The sequence below is a fragment of the Thermomonas sp. LB-4 genome (assembly GCF_036409385.1).
Lineage (GTDB): Bacteria > Pseudomonadota > Gammaproteobacteria > Xanthomonadales > Xanthomonadaceae > Thermomonas.
Genome location: NZ_JAXOFT010000022.1, coordinates 1 through 17,471, shown reverse-complemented (window position 1 = coordinate 17,471; position 17,471 = coordinate 1). Strand labels below are relative to the sequence as shown.

At 65.2% G+C, this 17,471-nt stretch carries 16 protein-coding genes and 1 pseudogene; 8 read left to right on the top strand and 9 right to left on the bottom strand.

What is annotated here, in order from left to right; all coding sequences use genetic code 11:
• Positions 1-43: 43 nt before the first annotated feature.
• The gene (locus tag SPK54_RS11455; protein WP_330948032.1) at positions 44-1,066 is read right to left on the bottom strand and encodes a histidine kinase; all 1,023 of its coding nucleotides are present in this window, start codon (positions 1,064-1,066) and stop codon (positions 44-46) included.
• 262 nt (positions 1,067-1,328) lie between these two features.
• Here SPK54_RS11455 and SPK54_RS11450 point away from each other — a divergent pair, with 262 nt between their 5' ends.
• From SPK54_RS11450 to SPK54_RS11425, 6 genes are read left to right on the top strand one after another with little or no spacing between them, the layout of a single operon-like run.
• Positions 1,329-1,760 (top strand): GspH/FimT family pseudopilin, encoded by a 432-nt coding sequence (locus SPK54_RS11450; RefSeq protein ID WP_330948031.1) that lies wholly within the window; start codon positions 1,329-1,331, stop codon positions 1,758-1,760.
• Positions 1,761-1,807: 47 nt separating this feature from the next.
• Positions 1,808-2,233, top strand: a complete 426-nt coding sequence (gene pilV / locus SPK54_RS11445) for a type IV pilus modification protein PilV (protein ID WP_330948030.1) — start codon at positions 1,808-1,810, stop codon at positions 2,231-2,233.
• Positions 2,230-3,087 carry a prepilin-type N-terminal cleavage/methylation domain-containing protein gene (locus SPK54_RS11440; protein ID WP_330948029.1) on the top strand — a complete coding sequence of 286 codons (858 nt, stop codon included), beginning with the start codon at positions 2,230-2,232 and terminating at the stop codon, positions 3,085-3,087. The genes pilV and SPK54_RS11440 overlap by 4 nt, the downstream gene beginning before the upstream one ends.
• On the top strand, positions 3,084-3,608 hold the full coding sequence (locus SPK54_RS11435; protein ID WP_330948028.1) for a PilX N-terminal domain-containing pilus assembly protein: 525 nt from the start codon (positions 3,084-3,086) through the stop codon (positions 3,606-3,608). The genes SPK54_RS11440 and SPK54_RS11435 overlap by 4 nt, the downstream gene beginning before the upstream one ends.
• Before the next feature lie 8 nt (positions 3,609-3,616).
• Positions 3,617-7,264: a PilC/PilY family type IV pilus protein gene (locus SPK54_RS11430; protein WP_330948027.1), complete on the top strand. Its 3,648-nt coding sequence runs from the start codon at positions 3,617-3,619 to the stop codon at positions 7,262-7,264.
• A gap of 5 nt (positions 7,265-7,269) precedes the next feature.
• On the top strand, positions 7,270-7,719 hold the full coding sequence (locus SPK54_RS11425) for a type IV pilin protein (protein WP_330948026.1): 450 nt from the start codon (positions 7,270-7,272) through the stop codon (positions 7,717-7,719).
• Positions 7,720-7,866: 147 nt separating this feature from the next.
• On the opposite strand, the gene SPK54_RS11420 is transcribed toward SPK54_RS11425, so the two are convergent.
• From SPK54_RS11420 to SPK54_RS11410, 3 genes are all read right to left on the bottom strand, one after another.
• On the bottom strand, positions 7,867-9,090 hold the full coding sequence (locus SPK54_RS11420) for a type II toxin-antitoxin system HipA family toxin (RefSeq protein WP_330948025.1): 1,224 nt from the start codon (positions 9,088-9,090) through the stop codon (positions 7,867-7,869).
• On the bottom strand, positions 9,087-9,410 hold the full coding sequence (locus SPK54_RS11415) for a helix-turn-helix transcriptional regulator (RefSeq protein WP_330948024.1): 324 nt from the start codon (positions 9,408-9,410) through the stop codon (positions 9,087-9,089). Before SPK54_RS11415 ends, SPK54_RS11420 begins: the two co-directional genes overlap by 4 nt.
• 87 nt (positions 9,411-9,497) lie before the next feature.
• The gene (locus SPK54_RS11410; protein WP_330948023.1) at positions 9,498-11,006 is read right to left on the bottom strand and encodes a M20 family metallopeptidase; all 1,509 of its coding nucleotides are present in this window, start codon (positions 11,004-11,006) and stop codon (positions 9,498-9,500) included.
• A gap of 238 nt (positions 11,007-11,244) precedes the next feature.
• Here SPK54_RS11410 and SPK54_RS11405 point away from each other — a divergent pair, with 238 nt between their 5' ends.
• Positions 11,245-11,592 carry a ComEA family DNA-binding protein gene (locus SPK54_RS11405; protein ID WP_330948022.1) on the top strand — a complete coding sequence of 116 codons (348 nt, stop codon included), beginning with the start codon at positions 11,245-11,247 and terminating at the stop codon, positions 11,590-11,592.
• Positions 11,593-11,651: 59 nt separating this feature from the next.
• Positions 11,652-12,251, top strand: a pseudogene (locus SPK54_RS11400) (HutD family protein).
• Between the two features lie 254 nt (positions 12,252-12,505).
• Here the strand turns inward: SPK54_RS11400 and SPK54_RS11395 are convergent.
• The 5 genes from SPK54_RS11395 to SPK54_RS11375 all read right to left on the bottom strand — a co-directional run bounded on the left by SPK54_RS11395 (position 12,506) and on the right by SPK54_RS11375 (position 17,374).
• Positions 12,506-14,131 carry a sulfite reductase subunit alpha gene (locus SPK54_RS11395; RefSeq protein WP_330948021.1) on the bottom strand — a complete coding sequence of 542 codons (1,626 nt, stop codon included), beginning with the start codon at positions 14,129-14,131 and terminating at the stop codon, positions 12,506-12,508.
• Entirely contained in the window at positions 14,128-15,099 is a 972-nt protein-coding gene (locus SPK54_RS11390) for an FAD:protein FMN transferase (protein WP_330948020.1), read from the bottom strand. Before SPK54_RS11390 ends, SPK54_RS11395 begins: the two co-directional genes overlap by 4 nt.
• Before the next feature lie 139 nt (positions 15,100-15,238).
• Positions 15,239-16,099 carry a DUF4198 domain-containing protein gene (locus SPK54_RS11385; protein ID WP_330948019.1) on the bottom strand — a complete coding sequence of 287 codons (861 nt, stop codon included), beginning with the start codon at positions 16,097-16,099 and terminating at the stop codon, positions 15,239-15,241.
• 66 nt (positions 16,100-16,165) lie between these two features.
• Positions 16,166-16,684 carry a DUF2271 domain-containing protein gene (locus tag SPK54_RS11380; protein WP_330948018.1) on the bottom strand — a complete coding sequence of 173 codons (519 nt, stop codon included), beginning with the start codon at positions 16,682-16,684 and terminating at the stop codon, positions 16,166-16,168.
• Between the two features lie 21 nt (positions 16,685-16,705).
• Positions 16,706-17,374, bottom strand: coding sequence for a PepSY-associated TM helix domain-containing protein (locus SPK54_RS11375; protein WP_330948017.1), 669 nt, complete (start codon positions 17,372-17,374; stop codon positions 16,706-16,708).
• Between the last annotated feature and the right edge of the window lie 97 nt (positions 17,375-17,471).

Below are 17,471 nucleotides of genomic sequence, written 5' to 3'. Positions count from 1 at the left end.
CCGGGAGCAACGGTCGCGGCTGAAGCCCTCCTGCGGCACCGACTCACGCGGCGGGCAAATGCACCCGCGCAACGAAGCGCCCGTTTTCCATGCCCGCGTCGATCCGCCCGCGGCTGCCGGTCATTGCCAGAACCCGCTCACGCGCGGAAGCCAGCCCGATGGCATGGCCCTCCCGCTTTTCGCCAGTGGCCGGCAGGTCGTTGGCGATGATGATCTCGATGGCTTGGTTCTCGCCGACACGCATGCCCACGTCTACCTGCCCACCCGCCGGCAGGCGTTCGATGCCATGGCGGATCGCGTTCTCCGCCAGCGGCTGGATCGAAAGCGAGGGCACCAGTGCTTCCGGCAATATCGCGGGGATGTCCCACGCCAGCCGTAGGCGCGGCCCGAGGCGCAGTGCCTCGATTTCCAGATAGCGCCGGGTCAGCGCCAACTCTTCGGCCAGCGGGATCAGCCGAGGCCCGCGCAGCGCGCTGCGGAACAGATCAGCCAGGTCCAGCAGCACGCGCTCGGCTTCGTCTGGCCGCGCGTGTACCAACGCCGCCCCGGTGTTGAGCGTATTGAACAGGAAGTGCGGCCGGATCCGCGCCTGCAGCGCTTCGAGTTCCAACTGCTTGGTGCGCACCGCTAGCCGCCGAGCGTCCCAGTAGTTCTGGAAGGCCAGCAGGCCGATCAGGCCCACCACCACGGCCATGGCCAGCATGCGCAGCACGAACATCGCCCGCGTACCCTCGGCGTTGCCGGTCATGAGCAGGATGCTCCAGGCGGCGGCGGCAACCAGCAGGCTCATCGCCAGGAACAACCCCAGGCACACCCAGGCCAGCCGCAGCGGCGGCAGCCTGGCCAGCGTCCTGCGCAACAGGAACAACGCGCACAATGTACCCAGCGCCACCCACTGGATGCCCAGGGACGCCAGGCCGAAGTGCACCAGGCGGTCGCCGTTCTGCGTGGGCGCCAGCGCCAGGATGGTGGCGAGCGCCTCACCCGCCAGCACCACGCCCATCAGGGCGGGGGGGCGCCAGAGGGCGACAAGCGGTTCTTCCGGTGTCTTGGCGCGATCAGGCATGGACGCAGTGGCGCTGGGGGGCGGGACGGCGTCCCGGTGCGACAAGCGTAGCGGTCGCGCCCCGGGAAGTCGAAGATGCCGCACCGCCCGGGCCAGACAGCCGCTTGCTCCCGGTAGGTGGCCGCCTGTCGGTCAGTGCTGGCTGTCGTGTTTGGCCGGCGCTAGGGTGGACATGCAGAAAAGGGAGGACGCCACTTTGCAGCACCAATACGCCTGTCGATGGCCCGCCAGGGCACGCGGTTTCACCCTCGTGGAGCTGATGGTGACCGTGGCCGTGCTTGGCATTTTGGCGGTGATTGCCGTGCCCAGCATGACCGGAATGATCAACAACAGTCGGGTCAGGGGGCAGTCCGAGGAAATCACCGCCGCCCTGCAGTTGGCACGGTCGGAAGCGGTGCGCCGCAACCAGCGCATCACAGCCTGCGCTGCCGCTTCCGGAACCACCTGCGCGGCATCGGCAGGCCGGTTCGTGGTGTATTGGCAGGATCCAGCCAACGCAGCCACCATCGAATTGGTGCGTGAGATCGCGATGCCGGGCGGCGTGCAGGTCAGTGGCCCCGCCGCCGGTATCCAGTTCAGGTCTACCGGCTTGGCCGACAGCGCGCAGCAGTTCCAGGTCACGGTGTCCAGTGAGGCGCGTTATGTCTGTGTCCAGATCAGTGGCGTGGTATCGGTGAAGAAGGTGGCTTGCTAATGAAACCCCGCATGAAATCGACATCCTCCCCGCGTGATGTTCGCGGCATGAGCCTGATCGAGGTATTGGTGGCCGTCCTGGTATTGGCCGTTGGGATGCTGGGCGTGGCGGCCATGCAGGCGTTGGCGCTGCGCGGCGGGCAAGGCTCGCTGGAAAGCAGCCAGGCGGTGATGGCAGCCAATTCCATCATTGAAGCGATGCGCGCCAATCGCGCCAATGCCGCCGGCTATGTCTACAACGGCATTGCCGCCTGCGGCACGGTGCCTGCGGCAGGAACGTCGTTGGCCGGTAATGACCTCAACAACTGGGTGACGCGGCTCAAGGACACCATTGGCACCGGTGCTGCCACTGACACCACCACCTGCGGCAGCATCAGCGCGGCGGGCGGTATTTATACCGTCACGGTGCAATGGGATGACAGCCGCGCCGGTGGTGGGGCAACGCGGACGGTGGTTACGGAGGCCAGCATATGAGCCGCTCAAGGCAGTCGGGTTTCGGCCTGATCGAGTTGATGGTCGCCATGATATTGGGCTTGCTGGTGCTGGGGGCCGCAGTGGCGGTGTTCCAATCCAATCTTCGTACCTTCAATGCCAATGACGGGCAGAACCGCGTGCAGGAAAATGCGCGCGTGGCCTATGAACTGCTGTCAAAGGATGTGCGCTCCACCGGCAGTTCAGCCTGTTCCGCCGAGGCGTCGGTGCTTGGTTCGGACAGCATGAGCAATGCGTTCAAGGCCCCGCTGTCCGGTAGTGCGACCCAGCTCACCACCATCTCGGCCGATGACATTTCCTACCGTGTCAAGACAGCGTCGAAGTCTTCCGTGCAGCTGGTGGAAAGCGCACCCAACGCAACCGATATCTTCAAGGTGGGTGACAAGGTGATGGTCTGCAATGCGGCCATGACCGGGTTTGCCGAAATCGCCTCCATTTCCGGGCAGACCGTCACCTTCACGGCGCAACTGGAGTTCGATCCCTCGCTGACCGATTATGGCGATGCCGCCAGCATTTCGATCGCACGTTACCGCAGCAATCAGTGGCTGGTGAAGGCCAATGGTGGCGCCACCGGCAACTCGCTGTATGTCAACCGCAACGGCGGCGGAGACCAGGAAGTGGCCAACGGCGTCCAGAGCATGGGCCTGACATACCACCAGTTCGCCAACGGCAACCCCAACACCTACGTCGCCGCGCCAAGCAATTTCCAGTATGTCGATGCCGTGCGCATGTACATGCCCATGCGCGCGGTGATGCCTTCCAAGACGCCTGGTGAGAATGACGTCGTGAACCGCAATGTGGCCTCTGCCGTGAGCATCAGGAACCGCACCCTATGAGCCGCTTCCAATCCCTTTCGGCCAAGCGCCGGCAGCAGGGCATTTCGCTGTTGGTGGTCTTGTTGTTGCTTGTCGTCATGTCCGTGCTTGGCGTGGCGGTGCTGCGCAGCTCCGCCTTGCAGGAACGGATGAGCGCCAATCTGCGCGATCGCAGCTTGGCCACCCAGGCGGTGGAGGCGGCGTTGAATGCGGGGCGGGCGGCTCTCGCCGGCGCACCGAAGTGGCGCACCACCGTGCCCCCCGATGAAACTTGCCCCGCGGGAGAAATCGTGTGTGGCAAATGGACCCCAGCTGGAGCAGTCCTCTGGCAAAACGGGCCCACCTTGCGCGGGGTCGCCACGCAATACTGGATCGAATATCTGGGTGAGAACACCACCGCCATGGAAACCACGGGCGTGATCCCAGGCTCGGAAACCACCAACCGTGGGCCGATGTTCCGCATCACCGCGCGCAGTAATTCCACCGGCCGCGCGCTGGTGGTTCTGCAAACTGACGTCATCTACCGCAATCCCAAGCTGTGAGCGCAGCCATGAAGACACGAGTCCTTCAAGTCCGCAAGAATTCCGTCGCCACGCAGCCTTGGTGGGTAACGCCTGCAGCTTGCCTGGCCACCCTGCTGGCGTTGCCCGTCAGCGCCGGCATCACCATTCCCGACGAGCCGCTGACGACGGGCAACAAGGTTGCACCGAATATCCTGTTCATCCTGGATGATTCTGGGTCGATGGCTTGGCGCAATATGAATAGCCAAGATATCTCGCAGATCACCGGTTCGGGTAACTTCAAGGACGGGCCGGACCAAGACGGCATCAAGACCGGTACCAGCATAAGCAGCGAGAGTACCGGTAATTCTGCCATGTACGAGCAGAATTACGTTACGAACTCGCTGTATTATAACCCTACCGTAACTTATCAGCCCTGGATGGGGGCAAGTGGCAATCGCCTCAGCGGTGGCACGGGATTCACCTCTGCCTACAGCAGCGACAACTATGTAAGTAATGACGGGAACGGCAGTTCTGGTGGAAGCAGAAACCTTTCCGACAAGACGCAGACCTTCTACGCTCCGAAGGATACGACCAAGTCTGGCGTTGCTTACCTTTCAAGCGTGGATAACTACTATCGCTATCAAATTCTGGCCGGCACTGACGTAATTCTTCGTGGCGTCTACGGGCAGGTCGTTGCCTCTTCCGGCAATCTGGGTGTATCGCCATCGAGTGGCACGGTATATTTCCAGGATACCAACACGCATGCAGTATCAGGATATGCGGCTGGCGACGCCCTCGAGGTTTTCATCAAGTCCCCAAGCAGCTCGCGTAGTGTTCTGTATTGGATGTACGGTCCCGATACCGCTCTTATTTGCTCTGGCCAGGTGAACGCAGGCCAGACCAATTCCTGCACTGTCAATTCTGCGAAGTCTGGTGGTTACACGGTGATCGCGAAGCGCTGGAATAATACAAAGAGCGACGCGGACTATAATCTGTGGGGCACGTGGAGCCGCACCAATAGTTGCGACGGTTTAAGTGCGGGTAGCTGGGGGTGGATCGATTGCACCCCTGCTACGCCCACGGGTCGCTCCGTGGCGGATGAGAAGCAAAACTTCGCGACCTGGTATTCATTCCACCGGACCCGCATCAAGGCGGCGAAAGCCGGCGCCGCTGAGGCTTTCCGGCCGTTGGGCAATAAGGTTCGCGTTGGTTACCGGAGCCTTCATCAGAACGGAAGCACGAACTTCGACATCCCGGTCAGTGATGGAAATGACGGTCGGTTCGTCGACAATGTCACGCCGGCGACGACAAGTCGGACGACGTGGTATCGCAGGCTGTTTGCGGCCAGCGCCAACAGCGGCACGCCGCTGCGCTCTGTCCTCGAGAATGCCGGCAAGTATTTCGAGGATGCGTCGAGTTCTGGCCCTTATGGGCCGGAATCCGGCTCCAATCAATATTCTTGCCGACAGAATTTTTCGATTCTGACCACCGACGGTTATTGGAACGGCGCCGGTTCCTCGGTCGGAAACGCCGATAATACAGCCGGAAGCAAGATCACAGGATCCAAGGGCGAAACCTATCAATATAGTCCGGTGGCGCCGTATGCCGGGGCGGACTCCAATACATTGGCTGACGTGGCGATGTATTATTGGAAAAACGATTTGCGCGACCTCTCGAACAACGTTCCTACTACGGATGCGGACCCTGCGTTCTGGCAGCACATGGTCACCTTCGGAATTTCTATCGGCCTGAAGACGTCGATGGGCTGGTCCAGTGTCGACGACGTACCGGCCAACCCGACCTGGCCGCAGCCGGGCGACGACCGCGCCGCAAACGTCGATGATCTGCTGCATGCGGCACTCAACGGTCGTGGCTCCTTTGTTTCTGCCAGCAACCCAAAGGAGTTCACGAGCGGCCTGGCCAAGGCGTTGGCGGCCATCGCCCAGCGCACCAGCTCGTTCTCCAACGTCGCCACCAACGCCGCCTCCATCAAGACTGGTGGCAAGGTGTTCAACGCCAGCTACGTATCCGGCCTGTGGACCGGCGCGGTGAAGGCGTGGACGCTCGATGCCAACAGCGAGCCGTCCGTGCTCGCCTGGTCCGCAACGGTGCCGGCTCCAGCGAGCCGCAAGGTGTTTACTTTCAACGGTGCCTCGGGTGATACCTTCCCCACTTCCTCGCAGGTGTCGTCGTTGGCGAGGCCAGGTGGTCCTGTGGATTATCCGGTGACTGGTGCCGAGAACGCCGCCTATATCAAGGGTGACGGTGCCTTGGAGGAGCGCAATGGTGGATTGTTGCGCAACCGCGCCAGCACGGTGCTGGGTGATATCGTCAATTCGTCCCCCGCCTATGTCGAGGACACCAAAACGCTGTACGTGGGTGCCAACGATGGCATGCTGCATGCGTTCAACGCCGATACGGGCGTGGAGCAGTTCGCCTATGTGCCGGGTTTGGTGAATCTTGGCGATCTCAGCCAGCTCAGCCGTGGCGATTACACCCACAAGTGGTTCGTGGACGGGCCGGTGGTGGTGACCAACCGCAAGCTGACCCCCAACAAGAACTATCTGGTGGGGGCCATGGGGCGCGGTGGCAAGGGCCTGTTCGGTCTGGATGTGACCGATCCCGCTTCGTTCGGCACCGGCAATGTGACTTGGGAGCTGGGCGGCAGCGACGCCGATATGGGGCTGGTGACCGGGCGTCCGATCCTTGCTCGCGTGGGTGGTGGTACCGTGGCCGCCATCGTGGGTAATGGCGTCAACAGCACCGACAACAAGGCGGTGTTGTATGTCATCAACGCGGCTACAGGGGCCATTATCAAGAAACTGGATACCGGTGCCGGAAGCGCCGCTGCTCCCAATGGCCTGTCTGCTCCCACCGGCATTCTGGGCAAGGACGGCCGGACACTGGCTTATGCCTATGCCGGCGACCGCTTGGGCAATGTCTGGAAGTTCGACATGAGCGCCGCTTCGCCTGCCAGCTGGACGGTGAGCAAGATGTTCACTGCCAAGTCTGCGGGTGGTACCGGCGCTGTCCAGCCGATCACCGGCGGCGTGACGGTGGCTACCGATCCCAGGACCTACAAGCGCTGGGTGTTCTTCGGTACCGGCAGCTACATGACCACCACGGAAGCCGATGACAAGACACCGAACATGCAGGGCATGTACGGCATCGTGGATACGGGCTCCACGGTGACCTATACGAAGCTGAAGAAGCGCGCCATCGGCAATACGGGTGCGACCCAGGACGGTTATCCGGTGCGTACCTTCGAGGCCAAGGCGGATCTTGATCTGGCGACCTATGACGGCTGGTATCTGGATCTGCCGGGCAAGGGCGAGCGGATCGTGCAGGATGCGCAGCTGGTATCGAACATCCTGGTCACCGCCAGCATGATTCCGGAAGGCGATGCCTGCGAAGCCTCCGGTTCCGGCTACATCAATGCTCTGGATGCATTCACGGGTACCAGCGCAGGCAAGTCCTTCTTCGATCTGGACAAGGACGGGGATACTACGGACCAGAGCATTGGAGGCGTGCCGGTTGGCTCGGTGAACTTCGGCGTAGGCATGCCGACGTTGCCGATCTTCCTGGATGGCAAGTTGATCGTGGGTGGCACTAATGCAGGCGAGAAGCCCGGTTCAGGCGGTATCGTTGGCAAGGTGTGGAGCCCTGTCTCCTGGCGTGAAATCAGGAAGGACTGAGCACCATGACAAGGTTGACCAAGGAGTTTTCCGTGCGTGGTACGAAAGCCAGCGGCTTCACCCTGATCGAGCTGTTGGTGGTGGTAGCCATCATCGGCATCCTCGCCAGCATCGCGCTGCCGTCCTACAACGAACACATGCGTAAGGTCCGGCGCACCGCGGGTGCCGCGTGCGCCCTGGCCGCGGCGCAGCAGATGGAGCGGTTCTATACGACGTCGATGGCCTACAACGCGACCGGCACGCCTTCCGCAGCAACGCTGGCATCCATTTGCGAGCCTAAGGCGCGGGAGTTCTATTCGTTTGCAGTCGGCAATCTGGCGGCCAAGACCTACACCATCACCGCTTCGCCGCAAGGCGCACAAAGCGGGGATTCCTGCGGCAACTTGACGGTCAACCAAGCGGGTACCAAGTGTTCGAATGGGTCTACGTGCCCGGCGGCGGCTGGTTGTTGGTGAATTGACTGATTTTTTGAAAGCAAACCCGCCGGAAGGCGGGTTTGTCGTTCGCGCAGGCGCACTGGCCGAGGCGAATCCGGAAAGCGCGGTATTGTCGTCAGTTCCACCTTGGGGATGATGACAATTTGTTCCGGCCGTCCCCGGCCCTCACCACGCCATCAGCCGCCTGCATTCCGCGATGGCGGCCGACATGTCATGCACGGTTTCCCGGCGGATCTGGAATGCCGAGGCCCGGCGTAAGAATCCGGACGCTTGTTCCAGCATTCGTTCGATCGAGGCTGCCGCAGTGGCTTTTGCCACGCCGCCTTCCTCCGCCAATTGCATCAGGTGCCCACGCTGCACTGCCGCGCCTTCTCCACAGACATCCATATGGTGTTGCCCCATCGGGCCTTCGCTGTACGTCAGGTCGAAGGCGGGAGCCAGCCGCCAGCGGCGGTCACGGCCCAGGCGCCAGCCGAAGTTTTTCGGGTGGTCGTCGCGGTTGTGGAACAGCACGTTGAAGACGGCGCGGGCAAACGCCTTGTCCACTTCGCGCTGGTCGCGGGTCAGCAGACGGGTGGCGCGCAGGAAGGTGGTGTAGTCGGTCGCGCCCGGAAGCCGGAAATCGATCTGGAGCAGTCCTGCCAGGCTGTGCACGGGGACGCGCTGGCCTTGTTCGCGGTCGAACCTCGCCACGCCAAAGGCTGCTGATTCCGGCGACAGGTCGAACAGCGCGCTTGCGGGCATTTCCAGCCCGCAGTCGCGCGCAAGCTCGGCGTAGAGCTGCTCGATGGCGCAAACTTCCTTGTGCTCGTCCTGCGTCGGAAACTTCACCAGCCACGGCGTGCCCAAGCCGTCGGATCGTGTGCTGACATGGCCCGAGGCCGCGTCGTAGTGCACCAGCGCCTTGGGGCGTGCGCCCTGCGGGGAGCCCCCGGTCAGCGCCAGTTCGCGCAGGGCGACGCCCGCATCGCCGGCCAGGGCGCGGGCACTTTCCTGTGCCAATGCCAGCAGCGTCCAGTCCGGCTCCGGGGCGTCGATGTCCTGGGCTGGCACGAAGCGCAGCGCGCCCATCGCGCGGTCGCCGATGAAGGCCAGGCGATCCAGCGGGCCGGGATGGCGGATGCCCTGCTGACGAAACAAGCGATCCATCAGCAGCATGCCCCAGCCATCGGGCAGGCTGTCGGCGATCAGGCCGGGCAGGCGGTGCTGGAAAGAAGGGAAGCCGCCGTAAGCTGCTGCCTGCAGCTTCAGGCGCAGGGGCGAAAGCTCCAGCCCTTGAGCTAGGGCCTCCGGCGAATATTCAAACAACAGGGTTTTGCCGTCATCCGCCAAGCGGCCAAGCGGCCAGTCCTCGCCCCAGCCGCAGTAGTGCACGGCCAGTGATTTCATGGCGTGCTCCGCTTCGGAGCGCGCTGCCGCTGGTGGGTGGCGGCAGCCTGTTCCATCTGGGCAATGGAATGGCGTCTGAGCTTGAACAGAGGTTCCAGTTCCTCCGTCAGCCCCAGTGCTTGGGTGACGCGGACAAGGGTGTCCAGCGACGATTGCCCGTCCTGCTCCAATTTACGCACGGCTCCCAGCGACAGCCCTGCCATCTGCGCAAGATCGCGTTGTGCCAGTTCCTGGGCAAGGCGCTGTGCGCGCAAGCGCTGACCGAGTGCGCGCAGGATTTCCGCGGGGGTGGCTAGCGCAATAGACATTATTTTATCCATTGTCCATTCATTGGAATGACAATGGTCATTATAATGGCATTTGATAGCGCCCGCACATGTGAGCGGATTCAGTGTGGTCTGCCCGCTTCAGCAGCACCCGCCCGGCGTATCCGCATAAGAATTGCCGGCCGCCGCCCCCACGCCCGTGGTCTCCCCCCGCAGGCTGGCCGCATTGTGCTCCGCCATCACGCGGGCCACGCAGGCGGTTACCGCCTTGCCCATCGGGATGTGCAGGAACTCGTTGGGGCCGTGGGCGTTGGAATGCGGACCCAGCACGCCGGTGATCATGAACTGCGCGCCGGGGAACTTCTCGCCCAGCATGCCCATGAAGGGGATGGTGCCGCCTTCGCCCATGTACATGGCGGGCTTGCCGAAGAACTCCTGGCTGGACTGGTCGATGGCCGCTTCCAGCCACGGGGCCAGCGCCGGCGCGTTCCAGCCGGTGCTCGCCTTTTCCAGCTTCAGGCTGACCTCTGCGCCGTAGGGCGGGTCCTTCAGCAGGGCTTCCTGCAGCAGTTCACCGCCGCGCTTGCCGTCGAGGGTGGGGGGCAGGCGCAGGCTGAGTTTCAGTGCGGTGTGCGGGCGCAGCACGTTGCCGGCCGAGGCCAGCGGGGGAATGCCGTCCACGCCGGTGATGGACAGCGCCGGCCGCCAGGTGCGGTTGAGCACCAGTTCCGTACGGTCACTGCCCATCGGCGTCATGCCCGGCAGGAACGGGAACTTGTCGAACACCTCGTCGCCCAGCACTTCGGCCACCTTGGCGGCCTGCGCGCGGCGCTCGGCCGGGATGTCCACGTGCATGCCCTCGATCAGCACGCGGCCGGTGTCCTCGTCCTCGATGCGGGAGAGCAGGTCGCGGATGATGCGGAAGCTCGACGGCACGATGCCTGACGCATCGCCCGAATGCACGCCTTCGCTGAGCACCTTGACCGTGAGGTTGCCGCCGGCCAGGCCGCGCAGCGAGGTGGTGCACCACAGCTGTTCGTAATTGCCGCAGCCGGAGTCCAGACACACCACCAGCGAGGGCTTGCCGATGCGCTCGGCCAGGTGGTCCACGTAGAAGGGCAGGTCGTAGCTGCCGGACTCCTCGCAGGCCTCGATCAGCACCACGCAGCGCGCATGGGCCACGCCCTGCGCCTGCAGCGCCATCACCGCGGTCAGCGAGCCGAAGATCGCGTAACCGTCGTCGGCACCGCCGCGGCCGTACAGGCGGTCGCCCTCCAGCACCGGCTCCCACGGGCCCTTGCCCTCGTCCCAGCCGGTCATTTCCGGCTGCTTGTCGAGATGGCCGTAGAGCAGCACGCAGTCGTCGTTGCGGCCGCCGTTGGCGGCGGGGATGTCGATGAAGATCAGCGGCGTGCGGCCTTCCAGCCGCACCACTTCCAGCTGCATGCCGGGGATGGCCTGCGCCTTCGCCCAGGCCTCCATCAGCGCCACCGCGCGATCCATGTGGCCGTTCTGCACCCAGTCGGCGTCGAACATCGGCGACTTGTTGGGGATGCGGATGTAGTCGACCAGCTGCGGGACGATTTCGGCATCCCACTTGGCCCCGACGAAGTCGCGGATCCGGTTGGCGTCGAAGGGGGCGGTGTGCATGGCGTGCCTGTCTCCGGGCATTGATCTGAAGGGGCCATTGTAGCGCCGCGCGAAAAAGCATCCCCCGTGGCGACGTCGCAGGCGCATCGGATCAGACTTTTCCTACCCAGAACCGGGTGGTAATCCCGACGCGCGCCGGGACGGCGGCCGATAGGCTGTCCCTGTCGCGGTGGGCAATCTGCAGGCACCGGATCACGCAACGTGGCCCGGCCCAGATCCCAACCGGAGGAACCACGCCATGAACATCAAGTCGCTGACCAATCTGCTTGCCCCGCTGGTCCTGTGCTTCGCCTTTGCTGGCGCCGCCATTGCCGGCGAGACCGTCAACATCAATACCGCCGATGCCGGCACCATCGACCGCGTGTTGGTGAACGTCGGTCCTGCCAAGGCCCAGGCGATCGTCGACTACCGCAAGTCCAATGGCGCGTTCCGCAGCGCCGAGCAGCTGGCGCTGGTCAAGGGCATAGGGTTGAAGACCGTGGAGAGGAATCGCGACCGGATCGTGGTGGGCGCGCCGCGGGTTGCGCCGAAGACTGCGAATGTCCCGATCCGGAAGGTGGCGCCGCAGCGGGTCGTGCGCCGATGAATGCAGAACGCGTCGTCGTCGGCCCTTCGCTGGCCGGCGATACTGCGGCGATGACGGGAATGGCGACGGCGCCGGCAACCACGGTCCTGCGCGCGCAGGACTACCGGCGCATGCGCTGGAAGAACGGTGCGGGGTGGACCTCGGAAGTCTTCCGGTGCCCGGATGCCGACGACTGGAATTGGCGGGTGTCTCTCGCGGAAGTGGAAACCGACGCCCCCTTTTCGACATTTCCGGGCGTGGAGCGCGCGCTGGTGCTGCTGGAAGGCGAGGGCATGCGCCTGCGTTTCGACGATGGCGAAGTGCGCGATCTGTTGCCGCCTTGCGGGATGCAGCGGTTCGCCGGCGAGCGCCCGCTGGTGGGACAACTGGTCGACGGCCCCAGCCGTGACTTCAACCTGATGTGGAAGCGCGGTCATGCCGACGTCCAGCTCTGGCGGCGGCCGCTGGCCGGGGCGATGGTGCTGTTTGCCGACCCGGGGTAAACCTGGGTGGCGCATCTGCTGGCCGGGCAGGCGCATTTTCCCGGTCAAGCCGGGCCCGGCGTCATGGCGCCTGGCGACACCGCGATCCTTCGCGGCCATCGTGTACGCACACGGTTTGCGCTGGATGGGGCCGGCGAACTCCTGCTGGCGCGGGTTGTAGAGCAGGGCGAGGTCTGATCAAAGCCAGGCGGCTTTGATCAACCCTCATCCCCTGGGGACTTTCAAGGTCAAAGGCGGCGTCAAAGGAATTGACGTCGCTGCGGCACAGGGATGTGCCGCACCTCTTTTTCTGTTCCCTGCTGGTCGCAGCCTCTTGCTTGCGCTTCGCCGCCGCAGGGTATGACGGCTTGGTTTCATGCCTTGCCCAAGCGGCCCGGGCGCCGCTGCCTGCGCAACCGGACAGCGGCGCGAGGGCTGGCCAGGCCGGCACTTCAATACACGTCGCGCCGGTAGCGTCCGCATTGACGCAGGCGGGATACCGCTTCCGTCCCCAAAAGTTCGGTCAACGCCACGTCCACGCCCGATGCCATGCCCTGCAGGCTGCCACTGACCAGGATCGTGCCGCCATCGTCCAACCATTCCCGCAGGCGTGGGGCATTGGCGTGCAGCAGTTCCTGCACGTAACGATGCGGGCCGCCATCGCGCGAGAAAACGCGGTCGAGTTGCGTCAGCTTTCCCGCTTCCAGCAATGCCTCGAGTTCCTCGGCATGGAAGCCGTCATGGGCCGCGCTGCGTTCGCCGAACAGCAGCCAGTTGCGGTGCGCGCCCATGCGTACACGAGCTTTCAGGTGCGCCCGCAGGCCGGCAAGGCCGGTGCCGTTGCCGATCAGGATCAGCGGCTGCGACGCATCGGGCGCATGGAAGTTGGGGTTGGCGCGGATGCGCAGGTCGATGTTGTCGCCGATGCCGGCATGCGCGCACAGCCAGCCGCTGCCCAGGCCGGGCGTGCCGTCATCGCGCTGCATCAGGCGTACCAGCAGTTCCAGCCGACCATCGGCGGGGATCGACGCAATGGAATATTCGCGGTGCGGCAGCGGTTTCAGGGTGGCCGCTAGCGCCTTGGCATCTCCGCTTCGCGCTGCATCGGGATCCGGCAGATGGGCGCGCGCCAGCGCTTCGGCCAGCGGCATGTGCTGGTCCTGCCATTCCACGATGGCTGTTGCGGGCAGGCCGGCGGCCGACAGGAACGCATCGACGGCTTGCGGCGGATTGCGCGGGCCGATTTCGGCGATGTCCCCGGCCTGCCACGAGACGTCGGTTGCGGAGGGTGGCAGCAGCTCCAAATGGAAGGCGGGGCCACCGACGCTGCCCGGGTTGAGCAGGCGACGCGTGGCCAGCGTCCACGCCTGATACTGCGGACGACTCCAGTCGGGCTGGTCGGTCTGGCCGATGAGTACGCCGAGCTGGTGTTGCCAGTGGCGCAGTGCGGCGGGGTCGGCATTGTCCACTTCGACGAGGTCGAACAGCGGTTGTGCGCCACTATCACGCAGCCAGGCATCGAGCTGATGGCCGAAGGCGCAGAACTGCGTGTAGCCGCGGTCGCCCAGCGCCAGCACCGCGTAGCGGCTGCCGTGCAGATCGATGGCCGTGGCCATCGCGTCACCCGCAAATCCCAGCGCGCCATCCGGCGGGTCGCCTTCGCCGGTGGTGCTGGCGATGAACAGGCAGCGGGTGCCCCGCAGGCCGCGCGGATCAAGCCTGGCGATGTCGTGCAGATGCGCATCGCATCCGGCTGCGCGCAGGCTATCTGCCGTGCGCTGCGCAAGCTCCAGGGCGAAGCCGGTCTGGCTGGCGTGGATCACGTGCCATGCCGATGCGGCCGCAGCAATGGATGGCGCAGGTGCGTGCGGCCTGCGCCCGTGCCGGGTGAATCCGAGGCACAGCAGCAGCCAGAGCAGGATGGCGATGCCGGCGATCCAGCGCGGCTGTGCCAGCGGCGTAAGCGCGGGCCAGGGCGAGCCCTGCAGGCCCGGCAGCCAGATGGCCAACCCGGCCAATGCCAGCAGCACCAGCGTGTTGCCGATGCGAGAGCGCCAGGGTGGGGGCACGCCGTTCATGCGGCCAGATGCGCGCGGAAGGTGTCGGTCATGCGCTCTTGCATACCGTCGTCGTCGCGCCAAAGGAAGCGTGCGGCCAGCCCCAGCCGCAGCGCCAGCGCGTGGCCGGCGTCGGTACCGAGCACGCCAAGCGCGGTGGCCCAACCGTCGGCATGCATGGCGTCGCTGGCGATCACGCTGACCGCGGCGGGTGCATGCGCCACCGGCGCGCCGCTGCGCGGATCGATGGTGTGGGTATACCGGCGGCCATTGCGGGTGTAGTGGTGCCAGCGATCGCCCGAGGTGGCAACGGCGATGCCATCGAGGTCGAGCACGCGCGCGTCCAGGCGATGGTCGTCTTCTTCGGGGCCGGCTTCGACCAGCACCCGCCATGGCTCGCCGTCCGGTTTGCGGCCGAAGCCGGCGAGTTCCCCGCCCACTTCGACCAGCGCGCTGCCGATACCGGCTTCGCGCAGATACGCCGCCACCAGGTCCACCGCATAGCCTTTGGCGATGGCGGAAAGATCCAGCTGCACGTCGCCGGGCTGCAGGACGCGGAGGGCGTCGCGGTCGAGGCCGATGCGCCGCCAGCCGGCGTGCTTGCGGGCATCGCGTAGCGCCTCGGCATCGGGGACGCCGGCGTGCGAGTTCGGGCCGAATCCCCAGAGGCCGACCAGCGTGCCGACGCTGGGGTCGAACGCCCCCTCGCTGGCCTCGGCGATGGCCAGTGCACCGGCCAGCACCTGTGCGAACTCGGGCGGAACCGGCAGCCACTGGCCGGCCTCGGCGCGGTTGTAGCGGCTGATGTCGGAGTCGGTTTCCCAGGTACTCATCTGTCGCACCACCAGCGCCAGCCGCGTTTCGATGCCGGCGTGCAGCCCGCGCAGGTCAGCCTCGCGCGCGGCGGCCAGCCGCACGCTCCACAAGGTGCCCATGGTGTCGCCACCGAGGGTGTGCAGGGCGAGGGTGGGGGGAGGAGATGCAGTCATCGGATCGTGGGGTGAAGCCCCTCTCCCGTGGGGAGAGGGGGTGGGGTGAGGGTGCGGAGCACGGGATTGTTCAACGTATCGCCGCACCCTCATCCGCCCTGCGGGCACCTTCTCCCGGAGGGAGAAGGAAAAGCAGGGATCACTGCGGCAGCACTTCCAGCGTGGCCACGTACATCAGGCGGCGCTGCTTGGCCTGCGGCACGCTGGTCCTGGCGTCGGTGGTGGAGGCTTCCAGCCAGTACATGCCGGCGTCCGGCCAGGTGACCTTGAAGCTGCCGTCAGCGGCGGTGGTGACCTTGAGCTCGTCCTGTGCATTGCGGTAGCGGGTGCCGCCGCGGATGATCTCGATTTCCAGGCCGGCGGCCGGCTTGCCATCCACCAGCAGCTTGAAGGTGGCTTCCTCGCCGGCGAACAGGTCGTTCGGATGGGTGACCGGCGCGAGTTCCAGCCCCTTGCCGGTAGCCGCGATGGCGCTGGGTGCGCCGTGGGTGACGAAGGTTTCGACGCGGCCGACGCCTTCGGTGACCTGTACGTTCAGTGCGTTCTTCGGGATCTTGTTGGCGAGATCCTCCGGCGTGGCATTGCGCAGGAAGCCGCCGCGCGCGGCGCCGTCCGCAGGCGCCTTGCCGTCCTTCGCCGCCTTGGCCGCGGCCAGGCTTTCCGGGGTGTCCCAGCGCGCCGACACGCCGCCGCTGAGGTTGGCGATGCGGTAGGTGCCTTGCTGCGCCAGCTGCACGTCGAACACGCTGCGGTACTTGCCGGTGGCCGGGTTCTGCGGCTTCGACACGCTGCCGTCCGGCGCGGTAATGGCGATGCTGTCCAGCCGCATCGCCACGTGATCCGGGTAGTACAGCTGGTTCGATACGGCGGCGTCGATGGTGATCCACGGATCGGTGCCGGCGACCACGGTGGCGGAGGGCACCAGCCATTGCTTGTGCGCGACCGCGGACAGCGGCAGCAGGCAGAGGGCGGCGGCGAGGGCAAGGGTGGAACGCTTCATGGGAGTTCTCCGAGGTCGGAATGGAAGGCTGTTCTCCCTCCCCTTGAAGGGGAGGGCTTTGGAGCGTCAGGGCTTGGCGGACAGCGTGACCTTGCCCAGCTCGGTCTTGCCCTGCGCGCTGCCGCTGGAGGGCTTGCCCTTCCAATCGAAGGGGATCTTCAACAGCTCGCGGCCGCCGACTTCGCGCACGGCTTCCACCACCAGCGTGTAGTTGCCGGGTGCCAGTTTCGCCAGCGCGGGATGTTTTTCATCCAGGCTCAGCGCGTGCTTGCCGACCGGCCGGGTCGGGCCGGTGATGCCATCGACCGGCACCTTCAACGTGCGGCCGCTCTTGCGCCACCACTGGCGCAGGTCGGGCAGCCACTTGGTGCCGTGGCCTTCCTTGGTGTCCTTGTCCTGGTACCAGACCGCGAGGTCGGCGACGGCTTTGCCATCCGCGCCCTCCACCCAGGCCGCGACGTAGGGGCGGTGGTATTCGGCCGCGTTGATGCGCGGGATCTCGATGTTCAGCGACAGGTCGGCGGCCTGCGCTGCCGCCGGGACGACGAGCAGGCTGCCGAGGGCGAGGGAAACGGTGACGCGCATGGGATTCGCCTTGTGGTCGGATCAGTGGATGAAAAGAAGGGCCAGCAACAGCGGCAGCAACAGGCCCAGTGCCACCAGCGGCCAGGTGGCGCGACGTTGGCGGCCATGCAGCCAGAGCAGGCACAGGCCGGTGAGGGTGAACACGATGCAGGCCAGGGCGAAGATGTCGATGAACCACGCCCAGGCGGTACCCGTGTTGCGGCCCTTGTGCAGGTCGTTCAGCCAGGCCAGGGTGCCGCGCGTGGTGCGCTCGTACTCCAGCGCGCCGTCGGCCTTCTGGATGCTGAGCCAGGCGTCGCGGCCGGGGCCGGGCATCGACAGGTAGATCTCGTCCTCCGACCATTCCGCCTCGCGCCCGGCGGTGACCAGGCCGTGCTTCTCGCGCAGCCAGTCGTCCAGCCGCGCGGGTAGTGGTGCATTGCCTTCGCTGCGCGCCGGCAGCGTCTTCAACAGCGTGGCGGGCAGGGTGTCGTTGACGTGGGTGACCTGCGGCTTGGCTTCAAGTTGGGCCGCGTGGTTGAGCGTGATGCCCGTGACCGCGAACAGCAGCATGCCGACCAGGCAGGTCGCCGCGCTGATCCAGTGCCACTGATGCAGGGTGCGCAGCCAGTAGCCGCGGCGTTGCTGCCGGGTGGACACGGGGGAAATAGCGGGCACCGGGCGGGTTCTCGGGAGAGGCGACACAGGCATTATAAGATATCAATGAGAATTGTTCTCATTGATGGGTGGGTATTTTTCGGTTCATCTCCCAACTCCGGGGAATGCGGCGCGGATCTTGAGGAAGAAG